Origin of the sequence: Paenibacillus residui, from assembly GCF_042677205.1 — a bacterium.
GTDB lineage: Bacteria > Bacillota > Bacilli > Paenibacillales > NBRC-103111 > Paenibacillus_L > Paenibacillus_L residui.
The window spans coordinates 1-19,308 of sequence record NZ_JBHTIU010000052.1 but is presented as its reverse complement, the minus strand read 5'-3'; the positions used below and the strand labels follow the sequence as shown (position 1 = coordinate 19,308).

General features: G+C 50.0%; 18 protein-coding genes and 1 riboswitch. Of the genes, 16 read left to right on the top strand and 2 right to left on the bottom strand.

All coding sequences use genetic code 11. The annotated features are described in order from the left end of the window. The 4 genes from ACFQ03_RS16090 to ACFQ03_RS16075 all read left to right on the top strand — a co-directional run. Positions 1–355: zinc ribbon domain-containing protein (locus ACFQ03_RS16090; protein WP_379289379.1), on the top strand; the 355-nt coding region annotated here is incomplete at its 5' end. A 294-nt stretch (positions 356–649) separates the two neighbouring features. Further along, a riboswitch (cyclic di-AMP (ydaO/yuaA leader) is annotated at positions 650–795 on the top strand. Positions 796–900: 105 nt separating this feature from the next. Then, positions 901–1,680, top strand: coding sequence for a C40 family peptidase (locus tag ACFQ03_RS16085; RefSeq protein ID WP_379289377.1), 780 nt, complete (start codon positions 901–903; stop codon positions 1,678–1,680). A gap of 537 nt (positions 1,681–2,217) precedes the next feature. After that, a complete protein-coding gene (locus tag ACFQ03_RS16080; protein WP_379289375.1) occupies positions 2,218–3,567 on the top strand; it encodes a pyrimidine-nucleoside phosphorylase in 1,350 nt (449 codons plus the stop codon). Between the two features lie 286 nt (positions 3,568–3,853). Further along, complete coding sequence (locus tag ACFQ03_RS16075) at positions 3,854–4,690, top strand: lipoate--protein ligase family protein (protein WP_379289373.1); 837 nt, start codon at positions 3,854–3,856, stop codon at positions 4,688–4,690. Between the two features lie 34 nt (positions 4,691–4,724). On the opposite strand, the gene ACFQ03_RS16070 is transcribed toward ACFQ03_RS16075, so the two are convergent. Continuing rightward, positions 4,725–5,453, bottom strand: a complete 729-nt coding sequence (locus ACFQ03_RS16070) for an alpha/beta hydrolase (protein ID WP_144933383.1) — start codon at positions 5,451–5,453, stop codon at positions 4,725–4,727. A 290-nt stretch (positions 5,454–5,743) separates the two neighbouring features. On the opposite strand from ACFQ03_RS16070, the gene pdhA reads away from it, so the two are divergent. The 5 genes from pdhA (at position 5,744) to ACFQ03_RS16045 (ending at position 11,422) form a co-directional block, all read left to right on the top strand. Next, positions 5,744–6,832 (top strand): pyruvate dehydrogenase (acetyl-transferring) E1 component subunit alpha, encoded by a 1,089-nt coding sequence (gene pdhA / locus ACFQ03_RS16065; protein WP_144933382.1) that lies wholly within the window; start codon positions 5,744–5,746, stop codon positions 6,830–6,832. Between the two features lie 70 nt (positions 6,833–6,902). Beyond that, complete coding sequence (locus tag ACFQ03_RS16060; protein WP_144933381.1) at positions 6,903–7,883, top strand: alpha-ketoacid dehydrogenase subunit beta; 981 nt, start codon at positions 6,903–6,905, stop codon at positions 7,881–7,883. 198 nt (positions 7,884–8,081) lie between these two features. Then, a complete protein-coding gene (locus ACFQ03_RS16055; protein ID WP_379289370.1) occupies positions 8,082–9,401 on the top strand; it encodes a dihydrolipoamide acetyltransferase family protein in 1,320 nt (439 codons plus the stop codon). A 5-nt stretch (positions 9,402–9,406) separates the two neighbouring features. Further along, complete coding sequence (gene lpdA / locus ACFQ03_RS16050) at positions 9,407–10,816, top strand: dihydrolipoyl dehydrogenase (protein ID WP_379289368.1); 1,410 nt, start codon at positions 9,407–9,409, stop codon at positions 10,814–10,816. A 105-nt stretch (positions 10,817–10,921) separates the two neighbouring features. Then, a complete protein-coding gene (locus tag ACFQ03_RS16045) occupies positions 10,922–11,422 on the top strand; it encodes a Crp/Fnr family transcriptional regulator (protein ID WP_144933378.1) in 501 nt (166 codons plus the stop codon). A gap of 191 nt (positions 11,423–11,613) precedes the next feature. Here ACFQ03_RS16045 and hmpA read toward each other — a convergent pair whose 3' ends face one another. After that, complete coding sequence (gene hmpA, locus ACFQ03_RS16040) at positions 11,614–12,900, bottom strand: NO-inducible flavohemoprotein (RefSeq protein WP_379289381.1); 1,287 nt, start codon at positions 12,898–12,900, stop codon at positions 11,614–11,616. Between the two features lie 163 nt (positions 12,901–13,063). Between hmpA and ACFQ03_RS16035 the strand changes: the two genes are divergently transcribed. The 7 genes from ACFQ03_RS16035 to lysA all read left to right on the top strand — a co-directional run bounded on the left by ACFQ03_RS16035 (position 13,064) and on the right by lysA (position 19,193). Next, positions 13,064–14,239, top strand: a complete 1,176-nt coding sequence (locus ACFQ03_RS16035; protein WP_144933376.1) for a D-alanyl-D-alanine carboxypeptidase family protein — start codon at positions 13,064–13,066, stop codon at positions 14,237–14,239. A 138-nt stretch (positions 14,240–14,377) separates the two neighbouring features. Beyond that, positions 14,378–14,731 (top strand): anti-sigma F factor antagonist, encoded by a 354-nt coding sequence (gene spoIIAA / locus ACFQ03_RS16030; protein WP_144933375.1) that lies wholly within the window; start codon positions 14,378–14,380, stop codon positions 14,729–14,731. Then, positions 14,728–15,168, top strand: coding sequence for an anti-sigma F factor (spoIIAB, locus tag ACFQ03_RS16025; RefSeq protein ID WP_144933374.1), 441 nt, complete (start codon positions 14,728–14,730; stop codon positions 15,166–15,168). Before spoIIAA ends, spoIIAB begins: the two co-directional genes overlap by 4 nt. Before the next feature lie 15 nt (positions 15,169–15,183). After that, entirely contained in the window at positions 15,184–15,939 is a 756-nt protein-coding gene (gene sigF / locus ACFQ03_RS16020) for an RNA polymerase sporulation sigma factor SigF (RefSeq protein ID WP_144933373.1), read from the top strand. Positions 15,940–16,270: 331 nt separating this feature from the next. Beyond that, positions 16,271–16,921, top strand: a complete 651-nt coding sequence (locus ACFQ03_RS16015; protein WP_144933372.1) for a stage V sporulation protein AA — start codon at positions 16,271–16,273, stop codon at positions 16,919–16,921. Next, positions 16,902–17,321, top strand: a complete 420-nt coding sequence (locus ACFQ03_RS16010; RefSeq protein WP_144933371.1) for a stage V sporulation protein AB — start codon at positions 16,902–16,904, stop codon at positions 17,319–17,321. The genes ACFQ03_RS16015 and ACFQ03_RS16010 overlap by 20 nt, the downstream gene beginning before the upstream one ends. A gap of 537 nt (positions 17,322–17,858) precedes the next feature. Further along, entirely contained in the window at positions 17,859–19,193 is a 1,335-nt protein-coding gene (gene lysA, locus ACFQ03_RS16005; protein WP_379289363.1) for a diaminopimelate decarboxylase, read from the top strand. The last annotated feature ends 115 nt before the right edge of the window (positions 19,194–19,308 follow it).

Here is a 19,308-nt window from a genome sequence, read left to right as displayed (position 1 = left end):
TCATCTTGGCGATATCGAAGGCGTGCAGCGGAATACGCGTAAGAACAAACGCGTGAGCCGAAAGCAAGCGCAGAAGCTATCAAATTGGTCCATGGGCAAGGTGAAGCAGTATTTGACGTATAAATTGGAACGAGAAGGGATCGCACTCCATCTCGTCGATGAATCGTATACAAGTCAGACATGTCCTGTCTGCAGGAAGTGCAATAAACGAACATACAGGAACTATCGCTGTGCGTGCGGGTATAGAGAGCATCGGGATCTGCACGGGGCCAGGAATATCCTCAGCAAAGCGTTATTCAGCGAGTTCGTGCATTTTGATGTAGAAAGCAAGATGAAGTATCTACGGATTGCTTAGGCAAGAAGTAGTAGACGGGCTGTTCCGCCCCCGATGTCTACAAGAGACATCGGTTGCTTACTAAGACAACTTCACAGATACCCCGTACTTGGATATGGAGTAGATGGGGCAAAACCCTATCTACAATAGGTACATGAAGTTGCCCGTGGTAAGAAGCCCCGACTTCAACTCGCGATAGCGAGTAAGTGGGGGAGGTTCACGAGTTCACAGGTTTCCCATATTCGTGACAAAAAATCGAAAGTTTACAAATTTTGCATTGTGCAACGGCCCAACATGTGGTAGCTTAAAAAAGAAAAGAAAAAAATGCCGAATCCAGCTCTATTACAAGCTGGTACGGGGGATCACTATGGGGTGAATGCTATTGCGGGTGCACGCTTTAGCTAGGGAATCCTCGACCCGAACCCGACAACTAACTCCGGAGGCATAAGGAGGAAGCAACACTGAGGCTCAATCATTTTGGCCAGAAACTGGCATTATCTTCCGCGTTATTGTTATCTGGATTATTTGTTTCGCATCAGGCTGATGCGGCTGAATCGAATATTGATGTGAAAGTACAAATAAATGATGAATTGGTCGTTTTCCAAGAGGGACAGCCTTATCTGGATGCCACGGGGACGACAATGGTGCCGCTGCGTCCGGTTGCCGAGAAGCTTGGTTACCAGTTGAACTGGTCCAAGGAGCAGGACAAAGTAACGACTGAGGTATTTAACGAAAGCCGGAGGATCACTTTGGTTACCGGCTCTAAAGAAGCGATTGTGAACGACGAACCTGTAGCTTTGGACTCCGAAGTAGATTTTGTTGACGGACAGGTATATGTTCCTGTGCGTTTCCTATCCGGAGCGTTCGGTTATATGCTGCAATGGGATGACGTTAATTATATAGCAATTATTGCGGCAGATGGAAAGTATCATGCTCCGGCATGGTATTCTGCTCCTCCCGAAGCCGCCGAAGAGGTAGTCGACACCACTCCGGCAGTTATCGAGAAGGCAAGGGAATATCTGGGAACCCCTTACCAGTGGGGAGGAACCACGCCTAGCGGGTTTGACTGTTCCGGCTTTATCCGTTATGTGTTTTCAAGCGAGGGAATTGAGCTGCCTCGTACTTCTGCGAGTATGTACGATGAGGCAGGCACTTCGGTTAGCGAGTTGAAGGAAGGGGATCTTGTCTTTTTCTCGATCACCAAGAACTTCTCTATCTCGCATGTCGGAGTTTACATTGGCAATAACGAATTTATTTCGTCTACAACGTCTTCTGGTGTTAAGGTAGATAGCCTTAACAGCAAATATTGGGGTCCGCGCTATGTCGGAGCCAAGAGAGTATTGTAACCGATACTAAGCGATTAGACGCAAGCATGCACCTGCTTGTGTCTTTTTTTGTACAAGCATATGTTAATCGGAAGACCTTTATGAACAAAGATCTGTGCATCAAGTGCATGCGTGAAAAGCTGCTATAGCGCTGAAAGAACAATCTTCGGAAATCTTTCCGTTAGAAAGTCTTCTTATCTTTACTTTAACCCTTATCCTTATGGTCTAAACCAAAAGCTTATTTAAAGCTTACATGAATATAGACGGATAAAAGTAACAAAATGTTTTCAATTTTACGATGATTTCAAATTAATCTGATATTTGTTCACGAATTTGACACAATTGAAAGGTAGACGCTCATCTCATGAAAATCACTTCGTATCTTTTTTGACAATTGACTAATGTGAGGTAAATTTTCGAGAATGATTAATCCCTTCGGGTTACCCGGTTGGAGCGGTGTTGTAGTGTTGTGCAAGATTCCAGCCGGAAAATCGTTTATAATAAGGATGAACTCACAGATGGCTATGCCTTGATAAATATATGCTGCGGAGGGATACAATGAGAACGGTCGATATAATCCGTAAGAAAAGGGACGGCGGGGAATTGAATTCGGAGGAAATCGCCTTTATAATCCGGGGCTGCACAGACGGGTCCATACCGGATTATCAATTGTCGGCATGGGCTATGGCGGTTTATTTCCAAGGGATGAACGCCAGGGAGACCGCTGATTTGACTATGGAAATGGCCCGTTCGGGGGATCAGATGGATCTCGGCGCCATTCATGGGATAAAAGTGGATAAACACAGCACTGGCGGTGTAGGGGATACGACTACGCTTATTCTTGCTCCGCTTGTCGCAGCGGCGGGAGTTCCTGTGGCCAAGATGTCCGGGCGCGGGTTGGGCCATACCGGCGGCACCATCGACAAGCTGGAGTCGATCCCCGGATACCGGGTGGAATTGAGCAAGGAGCAATTCGTGGAGCAGGTCAACCGGGTTGGCGCTGCCGTTATCAGCCAAACAGGGAATATTACACCCGCGGACAAAAAGCTGTACAGCTTGAGGGATGTGACGGCGACGGTCAACTCCATCCCGCTGATAGCCAGTTCGGTGATGAGCAAGAAAATTGCCTCGGGTGCCGATGCTATAGTGCTGGACGTCAAAACCGGCAATGGCGCCTTCATGAAATCGTTGGAGGAATCGATTGAGCTGGCCGAGGCGATGGTTGCCATAGGCTCGCAGGTAGGGCGCGAAACGGTAGCGGTCATTACCGGTATGGACGAGCCGTTGGGCAGCTCCATCGGAAATGCTCTGGAAGTGAAGGAAGCGATCCGGGTGCTGAAAGGAGAAGAGACCGGCACTCCGCTGAGGAAGGTCGCCTTGATGCTGGGCGCGCATATGCTACTGCTGGGGGGCAAGGCGAAGGATTATGTCCAGGCTGTAGGTATTTTGGAAGAGGCTATTACAAGCGGTGCGGCCTGTAATAAGCTGAAGGAAATGATCGCAGCCCAGGGAGGGAAAGCGGATATCGTCGATTTCCCGGAGCAGCTTCCGGCGGCCGATACGATCATCCCTGTTCATGCGGATGGGGAGGGCTGGATCGAGAGTGTCGCCGCGGAGGAAATCGGCTTGGCGGCTATGAACCTGGGGGCCGGTAGGGCCACGAAGGAGGACAAGATCGACTTAGGCGTAGGCATCGTGCTTCATAAGCGGTCCGGGGAACGGGTAGTCCGGGGAGACACGTTAGCGGAGCTTCATGTGTCTGCAGGCCGGGCTGAAGCAGCGGAAGCGGCCGGGAAGCAGGTTCTTGCCGCCTTCAGGCTGGCGGAGCGGCCGGTCGAGCCCAAGCCTCTCGTTTATGCCGTCGTTACCAAGGACGGGGTCCAAAGCGGGGACAAGGTTTGGCAGTAGGGGGGGATAGCTTAGTGGAGATCATCCAGCTAGTTTACTCCCTGGAGGTAATATGAGGAAACTGGATGGAAAATCTCAGACTGTTGAAAAAAGAATCTCAGTATCTTCATCGTAACCGTACCTAGCATAGTCAGTAGAGGTACAAATGCGCGAAGAGTGATCGAACGAGTGCGTTTTATACGAAAAAACATACAGTCAGACAAATGAATCACAAGTTCTGTTGGGTAACTGGAAGTAGAAGCTTTGCGCCGAGCGAATTATTTTACATAAGAACGGGATGAAAAGGTTGAACATTAAAGAACAAATACAGCTGCAGCCGGATTGGCTGAAAAAAGTGACGGTTATTCATACCCAAGCGAAGGAAGCCGGCGGTTCTTTTCCGATATTGCTTCCCTTTGCATGGGATGAGGTTATGTGCAGACAAATAGAGAAGGAATCGGGGCCGCTGCTCCATATATGGAGGCATCCCCGGGCTTTTGTCGTCGGCTTGAGGGACAGGAAGCTTCCTTATGCGGAGCAGGCCATGGATTGGCTTAGAGGGGAAGGCTATGACACGGCCGTCCGCAATTCGGGCGGGGCGGCGGTTCCTCTGGATGCCGGCGTGGTGAACCTGTCTCTTGTTCTACCCAACCCGGAAGGGAAGATGGACTTCCATCAAGATTTTCGTTTCATGGTTTCCCTGCTCCGCCAAGTCATTTCGCCATGGACCGATTTCGTGCAGGATGGGGAAATCCGGGGGTCCTATTGCCCCGGGGATTACGATCTGGCGATAGGCGGGCGGAAATTTTGCGGGATAGCGCAGCGGCGCCAAGCCCGGGGCTTCGTCATCCAAGCCTTCGTCGTTGTAGAAGGCAGGGGAACAGACCGCGCCTCCGTCGCCAGAAGATTCTATGAGATCGCCTCCGGAGGGGATTCCGCCCTGGCTTATCCCCGAGTCAGCGACACGAGCATGGGCAGCCTGGCGGAGTTGGCGAATGTGCCTTCAGCAGAAGCCTTCGCTCAGCGAACGGTGGAGGTTGTCCGTGAAGCAGGAGGATGTTTAAGGGAAAGCGGACCGGCGGAGCTGCTGAATCCGGAAATCGAACAGACCATGACACTGCTCAAAAACCGATACGATCGTTAAATAATCGCAGCTCCCGCCGTATATGATAATCGTTCTAGCCCAGAAAGTGATACAATGCCGAAGGAAGCTTCTTCTGCCAGAATCCCCATAGATGCTTTCCTTCGTCTTCTTCGTAATAAACATTAGCCCCTTTACTTGTCAACAGCTCTTTGGCCAGGCGATTGGCTTCCAGGAAATCGAAGGTCCCTCTCTGAGTTTTCACTTCTGTTTCCTGCAGACCGATCAACATATACATGTCGAGCCCGCTTAGATCCGATTCGCCCGTCAGGCGCTGCCGCGTAGGTGGCAAGAAGGCGCCGGACAAGGAAATCAGCTTGCGGAACAGATGAGGGTGATCGAGGGCCAGATGCAGACTGACAGTGGCCCCCAGCGAATCCCCCGCCAGTATTCTTTCCTCGGCGGAAGCCCGGATCGGGAAGCTTCGTTCTATTTCCGGCATCATTTCTTCCGTCCAGAAACGGCAATAAGCCGAGAAGCGTTCTCCGTCCGGAGAATACTCCTCTGTCCGGTTTTTCAGATCGACATGTACTCCAACAATAATAGGGGGCTCCATATCTTCCTCTAGGACAAGCTGATTCGTTGCTGTTGCAATTCGGCCATAATTCAAAAATTCGACCCCGTCCTGGCAGTAAACGACCGGATAGGTCAGCAGCTCGTTATAGCCGGGAGGTAAATACACCCAGATCTCTCTCTCCGTCTGAAGGGAAGCCGAATAAATTTGTTTCTTGAGGATAGTGCGATGGTAAATAGATGGATTGGTCATGATACATTCATCCTTCCTGTTATACTCCCGTCTTATTTTTTTCAACGGGGAGGTAAATGATATAATATTGAGGCTAAGCTATTAGATGGGGTTTTAATGAATTAGCCGGCCATCTGTTATATAACTTTTTTTCAACTGTTTAAAAACAGTAAAGCCTATAAATCGAACAAACTTTATATTTTGGTGGAAATTCTAGTGAGACAGTAATATAATAATTGTATAACAGATTACTCTTCGTAACAATTATTGACTAGCGAGGTGCGAAGCAAATGAGTAGTGAGGTGCACGTAATGAATAAAGCTTCCGAGGTTAGCAAGGCTTATGAAGTACAGTCGGAGGAAGTTCAGCCGCTGTCCATCCTCTCCCCGGATGGAGAAATTATCAATGAAGCGGAAATGCCCGAGCTGAGCGATGATGAGCTGAAAGAGCTGATGCGGAGAATGGTGTTCACCAGAACCTGGGATGAGCGGGCTGTCAATTTGGGACGTCAGGGCCGTCTCGGTTTCTATGCGCCGGTATCCGGTCAGGAAGCTACAATGGTCGGCAGTGAGTTCGCATTGGATAAAGAAGACTATATTTGCCCCGGTTACCGCGATATGCCTCAATTGGTATGGCATGGCCTGCCGTTATATCAGGCGTTCTTGTATTCGCGCGGCCATCAGCATGGGGGACAGATTCCGGAAGGAGTCAACGTGCTCATGCCCCAAATTATTATCGGTGCCCAGATCCTGCATGCGACCGGAATTGGTATGGGATTGAAGAAGCGCGGCAAGAAAAATGTCGTTATTACTTATACCGGAGACGGAGGTTCTTCCGAAGGCGATTTCTACGAAGGCCTGAACTTCGCAGGTGTCTTCAAGCTGCCGGTCATTTATTTTGTCCAGAACAACGGTTATGCCATTACGACTCCATTCTCCAAACAAACTGCGGCTCAGTCGGTTGCCCATAAAGCAGTAGCTGCGGGAATCAAGGGCGTACAGGTGGATGGAATGGACGTGTTCGCCGTTATTAAAGCCGTACGCGATGCAGCCGAACGCGGCCGGAACGGGGAAGGAGCCACGCTGATCGAAGGCCTGACCTACCGTTTCCGTCCTCACTCGATGTCTGACGATACGACGAAATACCGGACCAAGGACGAGGAAGGCGTATGGAGCGAGAAGGATCCGATTGAACGCTTGCGCAAATATTTGAACAAGAAGGGCCTGTGGACAGAGGAAGACGATGCCCGAGTCAAAGACGAAGCGAAAGCGGCAGTTGCCGAGCATATCAAGAAGGCGGAGCAAATCGAGAAAATGACGGTGCCCGGACTGATCGACAGCATGTTCGAGTCGACACCGCAGCATTTAGAAGAGCAGAAAGCTTATTACAATAAAAAATAAGACCGGAAACAGGCCTTTACGCAATATATAACAGCTTGATTAGGTATTCTAAGGAGGAATCGGGTTAGTCATGGCTCAAATGAACTTGAAAGAAGCAATCAGAGACGCTATGCGCGTCGAACTTAAACGCGATCCCAACGTTCTGTTGTTCGGGGAAGACGTCGGTAAAGTCGGCGGAGTATTCCGTGCGTCCGAAGGTCTGCAGGAAGAATTCGGTGAAGAGCGGGTGTTCGATACTCCACTGGCGGAATCCGCTATCGGCGGATTGGCGGTCGGCTTGGGAACGCAAGGTTTCCGGCCGATTGCCGAAATTCAGTTTATCGGCTTCATATTTGAAGCAATGGACCAAATCTGTGTGCAAGCTGCCCGCATGCGTTACCGTTCCGGCGGAAGATACCATGCACCAATCGTATTCCGTACTCCTTTTGGAGGAGGTGTCAAGGCGGCCGAGCTGCATACCGACTCTCTGGAAGGATTGCTTGTACAAACTCCAGGTATTAAGGTCGTTGTGCCTTCCAACCCGTATGATGCCAAGGGTCTTCTTATTTCGGCGATCCGTGACAACGATCCGGTCTTTTTCATGGAGCATCTGAATCTGTACCATGCTTTCCGGGAAGATGTTCCGGAAGGAGAGTATACCGTACCGCTCGGAAAGGCCAAGGTCGTGCGCGAAGGAACGGACGCCACCATTATTACTTACGGGGCGATGGTTCATACTTCGCTCAAGGCGGCGGAAGAGCTGGAGAAGACGAAAGGGGTTAAAGTCGAGGTTATCGACCTGCGGACAATCATGCCGATCGATATCGATACCATTGTGGAGTCGATTAAGAAAACGAACCGCGCTATCGTTGTTCAGGAAGCACAGAAAACGTCCGGCGTAGCTGCAGAAGTCATCGCGCAGATCAATGAAAAAGCGATTCTTCATCTGGAAGCGCCGGTTCTGCGCGTAGCGCCTCCGGATACCGTATATCCTTTCGCTCTTATCGAGGATCAATGGCTTCCGAATCCGGCTCGCATTATTGCAGGGATTAATGAAGTTCTTGAATTTTAACCGGATTGGACAAGTCAGCCTTTCTATCAGTAAGAGACGTATCCGAAGGAATGCGGATGCGTCTAAATTTCGCTTGCTTGCACAGGAATGCACCTAGGAAGTCGGAATGGGCAAGGAAGCCGAGCAGAATGTTTAAATAACCCTACATAGGGGCGAACGGAATTAGTTTCATGCATAACGATCAAGGAGGTAGGGGCCATGGCCATGTTTCAATACAGATTCCCTGAGCTCGGGGAAGGCCTGCACGAAGGTGAAATTGTCAAGCTTCACATCAAGCCTGGCGATAAAATAACAGACGATGATATCATTATGGACGTGCAGAACGATAAGGCGGTTGTTGAGGTGCCTTGTCCGGTTAACGGTACCGTCGTTGAGGTGAAAGTACAGGAAGGGCAAGTATGTACAGTCGGTCAGGTAGTGGCTGTCATCGATGCGGAAGGCGATCTTCCCCCGGATCATGGCGATACGGAAGGAACCGCTGAAGAAAAAGTAGAAGATAATATAGGCGAAGCGGTCGTTGACAACGTGGAGAATACGGCCAAGGCGGATGCTTCCGAGGGTCAGGCCGGACTGGGTACGAACGCCAAGCCGGCGGCTTCTGCGAAGGAGGTGCTGGCAACGCCTAGCGTTCGCAAGCTGGCCAGGGAGAAAGGTATTAATATCGCCGATGTCCCGGCTACCGGCAAGAACGGGCGAGTCACCCGCGAGGATGTGGAAGCTTTCGCAGCGGGCGGAGGCCAGGCTGTCGCGGACAAGCCGGCAGAGGCGGCTGCTCCGGCAGCAGGTGCTGCGGCTGCGACCGTTGTAGCGGGAGACCGGATCGAAGAACGCGTTCCGTTCAAAGGTATCCGCAAAGTGATCGCCAACGCCATGTCCAAGTCGGTATATACGGCACCTCATGTCACTATTATGGACGAAGTGGACGTATCCCAGCTTGTGGCGCTGCGTCAGAAAGGCAAGGCACTCGCCGAGCAGAGGGGCGTCAAGCTGACTTACCTTCCGTTTATCGTCAAGGCTCTTGTGGCTGCGGTCAGACAGTTCCCGGTTATGAATGCGATGATCGACGAAGAGAAGAACGAAATTGTGTACAAGAAGTACTACAATATCGGGATTGCGACCGATACGGATAACGGCTTGCTCGTTCCGGTGATTCACGATGCAGACCGTAAGAATGTCTGGACGATCGCCTCGGAAATTAAAGATTTGGCCACCCGCGGACGTGAAGGCAAGCTCGCACCCCACGAGATGAAGGGAAGCACGATTTCGATCACGAATATCGGTTCTGCCGGAGGAATGTTCTTCACCCCGGTTATCAACTTCCCGGAAGTGGCGATCCTCGGAACCGGACGGATATCCGAGAAGCCGGTAGTGAAGAATGGCGAGATTGTAGCCGCACCGGTTATGGCATTGTCGCTTAGCTTCGACCATCGCATTATTGATGGAGCCACCGCTCAAAATTGCATGAATTATATCAAGCAGCTGTTGTCCGATCCTGAGCTGCTGGTCATGGAGGTGTAATAACTATGGTAGTCGGAGATGCGTCTATCGATATTGATGTTCTAGTTATTGGTGCGGGGCCTGGCGGTTATGTAGCCGCCATCCGCGCTGCCCAGTTAGGTAAAAGCGTGATGATCGCCGATAAGTCTGACTTCGGAGGCGTTTGTCTGAACCGCGGATGTATTCCATCCAAAGCGCTTATTTCTGCAGCCCATCAATATGAAACGATGCAGAATGGCGATATCGGAATTTCGGCGGAAGGAATCAAGGTTGATTTCGCGAAAGTTCAGCAATGGAAGTCCTCGGTCGTTAACAAGCTGACCGGTGGAGTCACTTCCCTGCTTAAAGGGAACAAGGTTCAGACCTTTAACGGCGAAGTTATGTTCATCAACGAGAACGAAGCACGCTTGTTTAACGAAAGCGAGTCTCCCCGTTACCGTTTCAAGCATTGCATCATTGCGACGGGCTCTCGTCCGATCGAGCTGAAGACATTCCCATACGGGGGGCGTATCCTGTCCTCTACCGAAGCTCTGGAGCTCAGTGAAATTCCGAAGAGCCTGGTCGTTATCGGAGGAGGCTACATCGGAATCGAGTTAGGCCAAACGTTCGCCAAATTCGGTACCAAGGTAACTGTGCTGGAAGGTTCGGACACGATTCTCCCAGGTTTTGAGAAGGATTTGACACAGCTGGTGTCCCGCAAGTTGAAGAAATCCGGCGTCGATATTCATACCAACGCTCTGGCCCAAGGCTGCGAACAAACGGATAAGGACGCTACCGTTACATTTACGGTTAATGGAGAAGAAAAGCAGGTTACTGCCGAATACGTACTGGTGACAGTAGGCCGCCGTCCGAACACCGATGGCGAGCTTGGTCTGGATCTGATCGGAATCAAGATGACGGATCGCGGCATGATCGAAGTTGACGAGCAAGGCAGAACCAGCATTCCGCATATTTATGCTATCGGCGACATCGTTGCCGGTCCGGCGCTTGCCCATAAAGCTTCGTATGAGGGCAAAGTGGCGGCAGAATCCATTGCCGGCTTGCCAAGCGTTGTAGATTACCGTGCGATTCCGCTGGTCGTATTCTCCGATCCCGAGATTGCCAGCGTCGGCATGAGCGAATCCGAAGCCAAGGAAAAGGGAATCAACGTATCCGTGGGCAAATTCCCGTTTGCCGCTAACGGACGGGCATTGTCCTTGAACGCTACGGAAGGATATGTTAAAGTGATTGCGAACAAGGAAAATGGTCTTGTGCTTGGCGCACAAGTCGTTGGTGCGGAGGCATCCAACATTATCGCAGAACTGGGACTGGCTATCGAAATGGGGGCAACTCTCGAGGACATCGCCCTGACGATTCATGCCCATCCTACATTAGGCGAAATTGTGATGGAAGCTTCGGAGGTCGCTCTCGGACACCCGATTCATATTAAAATTTAACGCACGACAACAACATGGATTCCTACAGACCAACCGCAAGGTTGGTCTTTCCATGTTGATCTTAATTTCAGATACGACTTGGCCGAAAGATTGGGAGGGATATCATTGCTGCTGCATAAAGGAGAGGTGCTGTTTCGTCAAGGGGAGACAGGGTCCTTGTATCATCTCAAGAGCGGGATGCTGAAGATCGTCCGGGTCCACCAGAATGGATCGGAATTGTTGATGAATATCATTGTTCCAGGGGAAACGATACCACATCATTCTTTAATCTCCCAAAATCCGTATCATGGCACGGCTGTGGCGATCGTAACCAGCGAGGTGGAGCCGATTCCGGCGGAGGAATGGTATGGCAAGCTGGAGCGCAATCCGGAGAAGTACCGGGAGGTCGCTCTTTTACTGCAGCAAAAGCTAAGAATGATGCAGCAGCGAATGGATCATTTGACCACCATTTCTCCCTCGGATCGGCTGAGCATGTTCCAGAACTGGTTCGCCGAATATATTCAAGAGGTTCCGGTCAGTGACGTTCTAACCCAAGAGGAAATCGGGCAATGGATCGGTATCCGTAGGGAAACCGTTAATAGATTACTTAAGAAGCATTCCCTCTGATGGTAGCCAGATACCTGTTTTGTCGGTATTATATAAGCGGAAAAAGTATTAACCTTCAAGCTGTTCCTATTGCCAAGATAGAGAACGTTTTATTGCGAAACGGAAAGCTTGTAAATAAGCCGTCTTAAGAAACCAGCTAATGAACAGCAGGAGTCTTAAGACGGCTTTTTATTGGTAATATAGGTGATTCATCAGCGGACGCTTTCCGTCCGAACCTCGCTGGCCAAAGCAATATCCGGCCCGAAGCATTCATAGTGGATTCTATCGGCGGCTACTCCCCATTCTGCCAGCGCACGGTAAACCGTACGAAGCATGGGCACCGGTCCGCAAAGATAAAAGTCACAGTCCGTTCCCGGAACTATGCTTTGCAGCCAAGGAAGATCGATGTTTCCATCCTTGTCATACAACCCGTTACTCCGGTCTTCCGCAGTCGGCCGAGAATAGCAAACATAGGAACGAAGCCAGTCGTTCTCGGCGGTCAGACGGGCAACATGCTCCTTCATGGCATGAGTGGACGAATTTCGGGCGGCATGGATGAAGAACGTCGTCGGACGGTTATTAGGTGAAGCGGCCAACGAATTCAGCATGGAGATCATCGGGGTCAGACCGACTCCTCCGCTGATCAGCACGATCGGCCGTTCCGATTGGCGATCCATTGTAAAGTGGCCGGCCGGAGCGCTAAGCGCCAATATGTCTCCTTCTTGAACAGAATGATGAAGGTAATGGGAGACCACTCCGTCAGGTTTTCCGTCAATCCCATCCTCTCTCTTGACACTGATCCGATAATAACCGGTTCCCGGCTTATCCGACAGGCTGTACTGGCGGATATGGGTATATTGCTGCCCCGGAATCTCCAGCTTCACGCTGACGTATTGCCCCGGTTCAAAGGAAGCCAGTTCCCCATTGTCGGCAGGCTGCAGATAGAAGGAGGTAATCACTTCGCTCTCCTTTATCTTCCGGATGACTTTGAACTCCCGGAAGCCCTCCCAGCCTCCCGGCTGCCGGGAGCTTTCCTCATACATTCCTTTCTCCACCTGAATGAACGCCTGAGCAATCGTTTCATAGGCCTCGGTCCACGCCTGAATTATTTCCTTGCTAGCCAGCTCCCCGAGAACATCTTGAATGGCGAGCAGCAGATGCTTGCCGACTATCGGATAATGCTCCGGAAGCACGCCCAGACTCCGGTGCTTATGAGCGATCTGGATAACGGCGGGAAGAATGGCCTCCAATTTATCGATATTTTGCGCGGCGGCCAGCACGGCCTGTGCGAGAGCCGCTTGCTGTCTTCCTTTATGCTGATTGGCGTGGTTGAAGATGTTTAACAATTCCGGATGATTGGCAAACATCAGTTTATAAAAACGCCCGGTGATTTCCTCTCCGTGTTCCTGCAGGACAGGCACGGTGGCTTTAATCGTCTCTATGGTCTGTTGACTAAGCATAATGTATCTTCTCCTTTCAAGGGATTGAACTGATTTCAGTATAACGTTTCATAGTTTACCCGCGTGTGATCCAGATCACTTCAGAAATGAACGCTCTGTGACTGAATTCGGTCTTTCTCTGGAATAATTTGCGTCTTTTTGGTCAACAATGGGAGAAACAATGATTTCTTCGAGCCATGCAGAACCAGGAAGGGGAATGTTCATGTTGAAAAAATGGATTTCTAGTGCGCTGGGAGCGGCTTTATTATTTACGGCCTTAATGCCTGTCGCCAATGCCGAAGAGAAACAGAGCGGGGCCATCGATTTAACCCCCGGCGCCCGATCCGCTATATTAATGGATGTCGATACCGGTACGATCATCTTTGAAAAGAATAAAGATGAGAAGCTGCCCCCGGCAAGCATTACTAAAATCATGACCATGCTTCTGGTTATGGAAGCTTTGGACGAAGGCAGCCTGCAGATGACCGACAAGGTGCGGACCAGCGAATATGCGGCTTCCATGGGAGGCTCCCAGATTTTTCTGGAGGCCGGCGAAGAAATGACTGTGGAAGATATGCTTAAGGGAATCGCGATGGCCTCGGCGAATGACGCTTCCGTAGCCATTGCCGAGAAAATTTCCGGCTCCGAAGAAGCCTTCGTGCAAAAAATGAATGAAAGAGCCAAGCAATTAGGGATGAAAAACACGCATTTCGTCAATCCGAACGGACTGCCTGCGGCCGAGCATTATACGACTGCTCATGATATTGCCATCATGTCCAGAGAATTGATGAAGCATGAGGAAATAACGAAATTTACCGGAATGTATCAGGATTACCTGCGCAAAGATACGGCCAAGCCTTTCTGGCTGGTCAATACGAACAAGCTGGTCCGCTTCTACGAAGGAGTGGATGGTCTTAAGACGGGCTATACAAGCGAAGCCAAATTCTGCTTGTCGGCCACTGCGAAGAAAGACAACTTCCGGGTCATTGCCGTCGTTCTCGGAGAACCAAATACGAAAACCCGCAATGCGGAAGTGACCAAGCTGTTCGATTACGCCTTCTCACAGTATACGAATTATCCTATCATCAAAGCCGGAGACAGCCTGGGCGAGCTGAAAGTCAATAAAGGCAAGCACAAGCTAATCCCTCTGACCGCCAAGCATCAGTATGGCGTGCTGCTTAAGAAGGGCGAAGTAAGCGAAGGCATCCGGCATGAGGTGCAGTTAAATACTGAGCTGAAGGCTCCGATCAAATCCGGACAGGAAATCGGAAAGATTGTTGTGTACAAGGCAGACCAGCAGATTAAAGAGTTCCCGCTTTATTCTCCGATGGATATCGGCAAAGCCAACTGGTGGGATATGCTTAAGCGAACCATGGGAGGGTTATTCTTCCTCGATTGATATCCAAAATGCCAAGCTTTGTCGGATTCTATCGCATTCCTTCTACTTCTATCGCTTTTCTTCTAGTTTTGTCGGGGAGGCAGGATTTTCCCGGCAGCCCGTAGAATTGAATGGGCAAGATGGAGGAGGAATGAACAGATGAGTCTACAAATCGAAATGGAACACGGGCGAAGAGCTCTCATTGTCCGACTGGCGGGGGAGCTCGACCATCATACGGCGGATATTGTCAAGACACGCATGGAAGAAGCCATCGCCAATGAAGACGTCAATCACATCATTCTCAGTTTGGAGCAATTGAATTTTATGGACAGCTCGGGGCTGGGCGTTATTCTCGGGCGCTACAAGCAGATTACCGGTAAGGGCGGTAAAATGATCGTCTGCGGGGTTAACCCATCCGTCTATCGTCTTTTCGAAATGTCGGGCTTGTTTAAAATATTGGCCATCGAAGAAAACGAGAGACAGGCGATCTCTAGTTTGGAGGTTGTATCATGAGCAGCAATTACATGAAACTCCAATTTGCCAGCCGGTCGGAGAATGAATCGTTTGCCAGAGTAGCGGTTGCAGCGTTCGTCTCGCAGTTGGATCCTACACTGAACGAATTGACGGATATTAAGACGGTGGTATCCGAGGCGGTTACGAACGCGATCATCCATGGGTATGACGGACGGCCTGAAGGGATAGTCACCATCACCTGTTCCATCGAGGAAGATACCGTGCGAATTTCTGTAGAGGACAACGGCCGTGGAATAACCGACTTGGAGCAGGCGAGACAGCCGCTGTATACATCAAAGCCGGAGCTGGAAAGATCGGGGATGGGCTTTACCATTATGGAAAATTTCATGGATAATATCGAAATTGCCACGCAAGTCGACAGCGGAACGACGGTTACAATGACAAAGCGGATAGAATCAAAAAAATGCGCCGTTTGATTAGGGGTAATGGATATGAATGTCGATTTAAAGAACGCCTCTCATAGCTATCTTGACGATGCGGAAGTAAAGCGGCTCATCGCCCTCAGCCAATCCGGCGACCCGATTGCCAGGGATACGCTGGTGAACTGTAATATCAGGCTCGTCTGGTCGGTCGTTCAACGGTTTCTTAACCGGGGATATGAGGCGGAGGATTTATTCCAAATCGGCTGCATCGGCTTGCTGAAGTCGGTGGATAAATTCGATTTATCCTATGACGTTAAATTTTCTACCTATGCGGTTCCGATGATAATAGGTGAAATTCAAAGATTTCTGCGTGATGACGGGACAGTGAAGGTCAGCCGCTCGCTCAAGGAATTGGCTAATAAAGTACGCAAGATGAAGGATGAGCTATCCAAGACGATGGGGCGGCTGCCAACGATCAAAGAGGTGGCGGACGCGCTCGAAATCGATCCGGAAGATGTCGTCATGGCCCAGGAAGCCAACAAACCGCCATCCTCCATTCACGAAACCGTGTTTGAGAATGACGGCGATCCCATTACTCTAATGGATCAAATTTCGGATGAATCCCAGGATAAATGGTTCGAGAAGCTCGCCTTGAATGAGGCGATCGGAATGCTCAACGAACGGGAGCGGTTGATCGTTTATCTGCGGTATTTCCGCGACCAAACACAATCGGAAGTGGCCGAAAGGCTGGGGATTTCGCAAGTGCAGGTATCCCGGCTGGAGAAAAAAATACTGCAATCGATTAAAAATCAGATTGCGCAGTAATTGTTTTGCCCGGCAGCAAAACATATTTTAATCTGTCGTCGGATGGAATTAAAATGAATTAAAGATAAAAACCTCCAAGTTGTACGGAGGGATAAATAAAAATGTGGCGAAGAGGAACGAGCCGAAGGCTGTGGCGTAAAAGTTCCGTGATTCGCCGCATTTTTTTGTTCTCTATTGCCTATGGAATAGGCCCGAAGGCTTTTTTGCCGTTTCGTGAAGTGTAAAGGACCAGGGCCGGGGCTTAGCTTTTCCTGGGAATGATTAGCGAGCCGCCGTTCTTCACATAATAAAGCAAGCCAGGGAACGGAAATTCGTAAGGGAGGGAGACGAGATGGAACGCCGCAATCATTCTGTCATCTATATCCGTTTTAGAAAAAGAATCCGCTGCAGGCCCGGACAATCGATCGTGCTCGGCCAGATTGCACAAATCGTTGCGGAACCGGAATGGGAAGGGAGGCTAAAGGACCTGCCGATCCGTTTCCCGGAGCCTAAAGACGGAAATATGCTGCTTATCGATATGATTCACGTAGTCCGGAAAGTAAAACAGCTGCTTCCGGAGGCGCAAATCGAACTCTATGGCGAACCCCATGTTCTGGTCGAAATTTCTAAGGATGAGCGACGAGCCCATCCGCTCGTGATCGCTTTTGTGTGGGTGCTGCTGTTTATCGGCTCCGGGTTGGCGATTATGAACTTTCATGTCGATGTCAGTATGCCTGCAGTCCATCGGAGAATTTACGAATTGTTAACCGGGAACACCACTGAAAAACCGTACCTGCTGCAGATTCCGTACTCTTTTGGGATCGGGGTGGGAATGGTTTTGTTTTTCAACCATTTGTTCAAGAAGAAGTTTAACGAAGAGCCCAGTCCGCTTGAGGTGGAGATGTTTCTGTACCAGGAAAGCATGAACCAGTATATTATTACCGAAGAATATGCCAAAATGGGCGGCAAGGAAGCGGCGCCTTATGATGACGGTATTCGTTAGCCTCCTGCAGATCCTGATCGGTTTGGCGGGAGGACTGGCCGTCGGCAGCGGTATGGTTGCTTTTCTGGTCGTGCTGGATATCATTCCGAGGCTCGCGCAGGTGACTAAATCCTACCGGTACATTCACTGGTATGAAGGGGCCGTCATTAGCGGGGCTTTATACTGGACGTTTGCCGATTTTTTCGATTGGCAGGCGGCTATGACTCCTTTTTCTGCTGTGTTTCTCGGTTTTTTCGCTGGGGGCTTCGTCGGTATGCTGGCGGCGGCCTTGACCGAGATTATCAATGTTCTGCCGATTCTGGCCAAACGGCTCGGATTAGGACAATATGTCATCCTGTTTTTGATGGCGATGATTTTCGGGAAGGTCATTGGCTCCTTGCTGGAATGGTTTCTGTTTTAGGGATTCGAAAAGGCATCGTTAGAAGCTTTTTTTACCACATGAGAAGCTTTAAGCTTTTACAAAGTTAAGATGGGTGTAAGTAAGATTCTCATTGGCATAAAAAGCTACCTTTAATACCGGGTTATTCATCCTCGAAAAGGCTTCGTTAGAAGCTTTTTTTATCCCGCTGAAAAAAGATATAGATCAGGCTAAGGTCCCCAATAAGCCTCTTTTGGATTGTGTTCTAAGAGGGAGTATGATAAATTTTATAAGAATAATAATCGCAGCAATCAGGTCCAATGGCTTATAGTATAGGGAAATATACATCATTTAGTTTCCATTTATTTACTTTTGTTGTCCCGGTACGAGATGCTGCGGCCAATAATCAAAGGTTATATATTATCTGCAGTAAAGTGTCCTAGGAAGCAAGGGACAATGGAGTGTCTTAGGGGTTTGGTTTTGTATTCCTGCTTCCGTAGAGTCAACTTTATTGCTTTATCTATAGTCTGGTTCTCTGCATCAGTGCAAAGATATTCTATTGGAGAGGAAGTATCGATTATGTTTCTACATGGTACCAGTCAAATTAATGATAAAGGGCAGTTGGAAATAGGTGGCTGCAATACGGTAGACCTGGCGGCCCGCTTCGGAACGCCGCTGTATGTTATGGATGAGGCGTTGATTCGCCAAAGATGCCGGGAATATATTAATGCTTTTCGCGAGTCCGGTTTGAACTTTCAGGTTGCTTATGCCAGCAAAGCTTTTTGCGTTATGGCCATGTGCCGTATTGCGGAAGAGGAAGGCATGTCTCTTGACGTAGTTTCCGAAGGAGAGCTGTATACCGCTCTGCAAGCCGGTTTTCCGGCGGAGCGCATTCATTTCCACGGCAACAACAAGACGCCCGCGGAAATTGAGATGGCGATAGACGCGAACATCGGCTGCTTCGTGGTGGATAACTTCATCGAGCTGCATATGCTGAATGCGATCGCGGCCGAGAAGAAGCGGAAGGTCAATATTCTGTTAAGGATTACCCCGGGTGTGGAGGCTCACACCCATGAATATATATCGACAGGCCAGACGGATTCCAAATTCGGCTTCGATTTAGGAAACGGTTCGGCTTATCGCGCAGTTGAAGAGGCTGTGGCACAGCCTAATCTGGAGCTGCTCGGAATTCATTCCCATATCGGCTCCCAAATCTTCGAAGTAGACGGCTTCAAGCTGGCTGTCGAGAAGATGATCGGCTTCGCAACGGAGGTTCGCTCCGGGCTGAACGTCACCTTCCGCGTAGTTAACCTGGGAGGAGGCTTCGGCATCCGATATACGGAGGAGGATACGCCGCTGCCGTTGCGGGATTATGTCAAAGCTATTACAGACGGAATTGTAACCTATTTTAGCAGCCACAACTATCCGCTTCCGGAAATCTGGATCGAGCCGGGACGCAGTATCGTCGGAGATGCGGGAACGACTCTATACACCGTCGGCACGGTCAAAGAAATTCCGGGAGTGCGCAAATATGTGGCCGTAGATGGCGGAATGACGGATAATCCGCGTCCGGCCTTGTATGATTCGAAATACGAGGCCATGCTTGCCAACCGGGGGAAGGATGCGAACGCGGAGACCGTATCGATTGCCGGCAAATGCTGCGAAAGCGGAGATATGCTCATCTGGGATTTAGAGCTGCCCAAGGTACAGAACGGGGATATTCTGGCGGTATCATGTACGGGGGCGTACAATTATGCCATGGCAAGCAATTATAACCGGATTCGCCGGCCTGCGGTTGTCTTCGTCAAAGACGGACAGGCCGATCTGGTTGTCAAACGGGAATCGTTGGACGATCTGACGGATTTGGATGTTATTCCGGAGCGGCTTCAGAAGAAGGCGGCAGGAACGGTCTAAATCAATAAAGGGGAGCATGGACGTTTGCAGTCCATGCTCCCCTTTTATTGCAGGCTTTAGCCAGTTGAGTGCGTGAAACGCGCGAAACAAAAAACCACCCGCTATGCGGGTGGAG

What these genes read in the sequence shown, in the direction of transcription:
- spoIIAA (WP_144933375.1), top strand. Translation starts at nt 14,378, where the DNA reads ATGAGTCTACAAATCGAAATGGAACACGGGCGAAGAGCTCTCATTGTC.
- ACFQ03_RS16070 (WP_144933383.1), bottom strand. Translation starts at nt 5,453, where the DNA reads ATGACCAATCCATCTATTTACCATCGCACTATCCTCAAGAAACAAATT.
- ACFQ03_RS16055 (WP_379289370.1), top strand. Translation starts at nt 8,082, where the DNA reads ATGGCCATGTTTCAATACAGATTCCCTGAGCTCGGGGAAGGCCTGCAC.
- sigF (WP_144933373.1), top strand. Translation starts at nt 15,184, where the DNA reads ATGAATGTCGATTTAAAGAACGCCTCTCATAGCTATCTTGACGATGCG.
- ACFQ03_RS16010 (WP_144933371.1), top strand. Translation starts at nt 16,902, where the DNA reads ATGATGACGGTATTCGTTAGCCTCCTGCAGATCCTGATCGGTTTGGCG.
- ACFQ03_RS16080 (WP_379289375.1), top strand. Translation starts at nt 2,218, where the DNA reads ATGAGAACGGTCGATATAATCCGTAAGAAAAGGGACGGCGGGGAATTG.
- ACFQ03_RS16060 (WP_144933381.1), top strand. Translation starts at nt 6,903, where the DNA reads ATGGCTCAAATGAACTTGAAAGAAGCAATCAGAGACGCTATGCGCGTC.
- lysA (WP_379289363.1), top strand. Translation starts at nt 17,859, where the DNA reads ATGTTTCTACATGGTACCAGTCAAATTAATGATAAAGGGCAGTTGGAA.
- lpdA (WP_379289368.1), top strand. Translation starts at nt 9,407, where the DNA reads ATGGTAGTCGGAGATGCGTCTATCGATATTGATGTTCTAGTTATTGGT.
- pdhA (WP_144933382.1), top strand. Translation starts at nt 5,744, where the DNA reads ATGAATAAAGCTTCCGAGGTTAGCAAGGCTTATGAAGTACAGTCGGAG.
- ACFQ03_RS16015 (WP_144933372.1), top strand. Translation starts at nt 16,271, where the DNA reads ATGGAACGCCGCAATCATTCTGTCATCTATATCCGTTTTAGAAAAAGA.
- spoIIAB (WP_144933374.1), top strand. Translation starts at nt 14,728, where the DNA reads ATGAGCAGCAATTACATGAAACTCCAATTTGCCAGCCGGTCGGAGAAT.
- ACFQ03_RS16035 (WP_144933376.1), top strand. Translation starts at nt 13,064, where the DNA reads ATGTTGAAAAAATGGATTTCTAGTGCGCTGGGAGCGGCTTTATTATTT.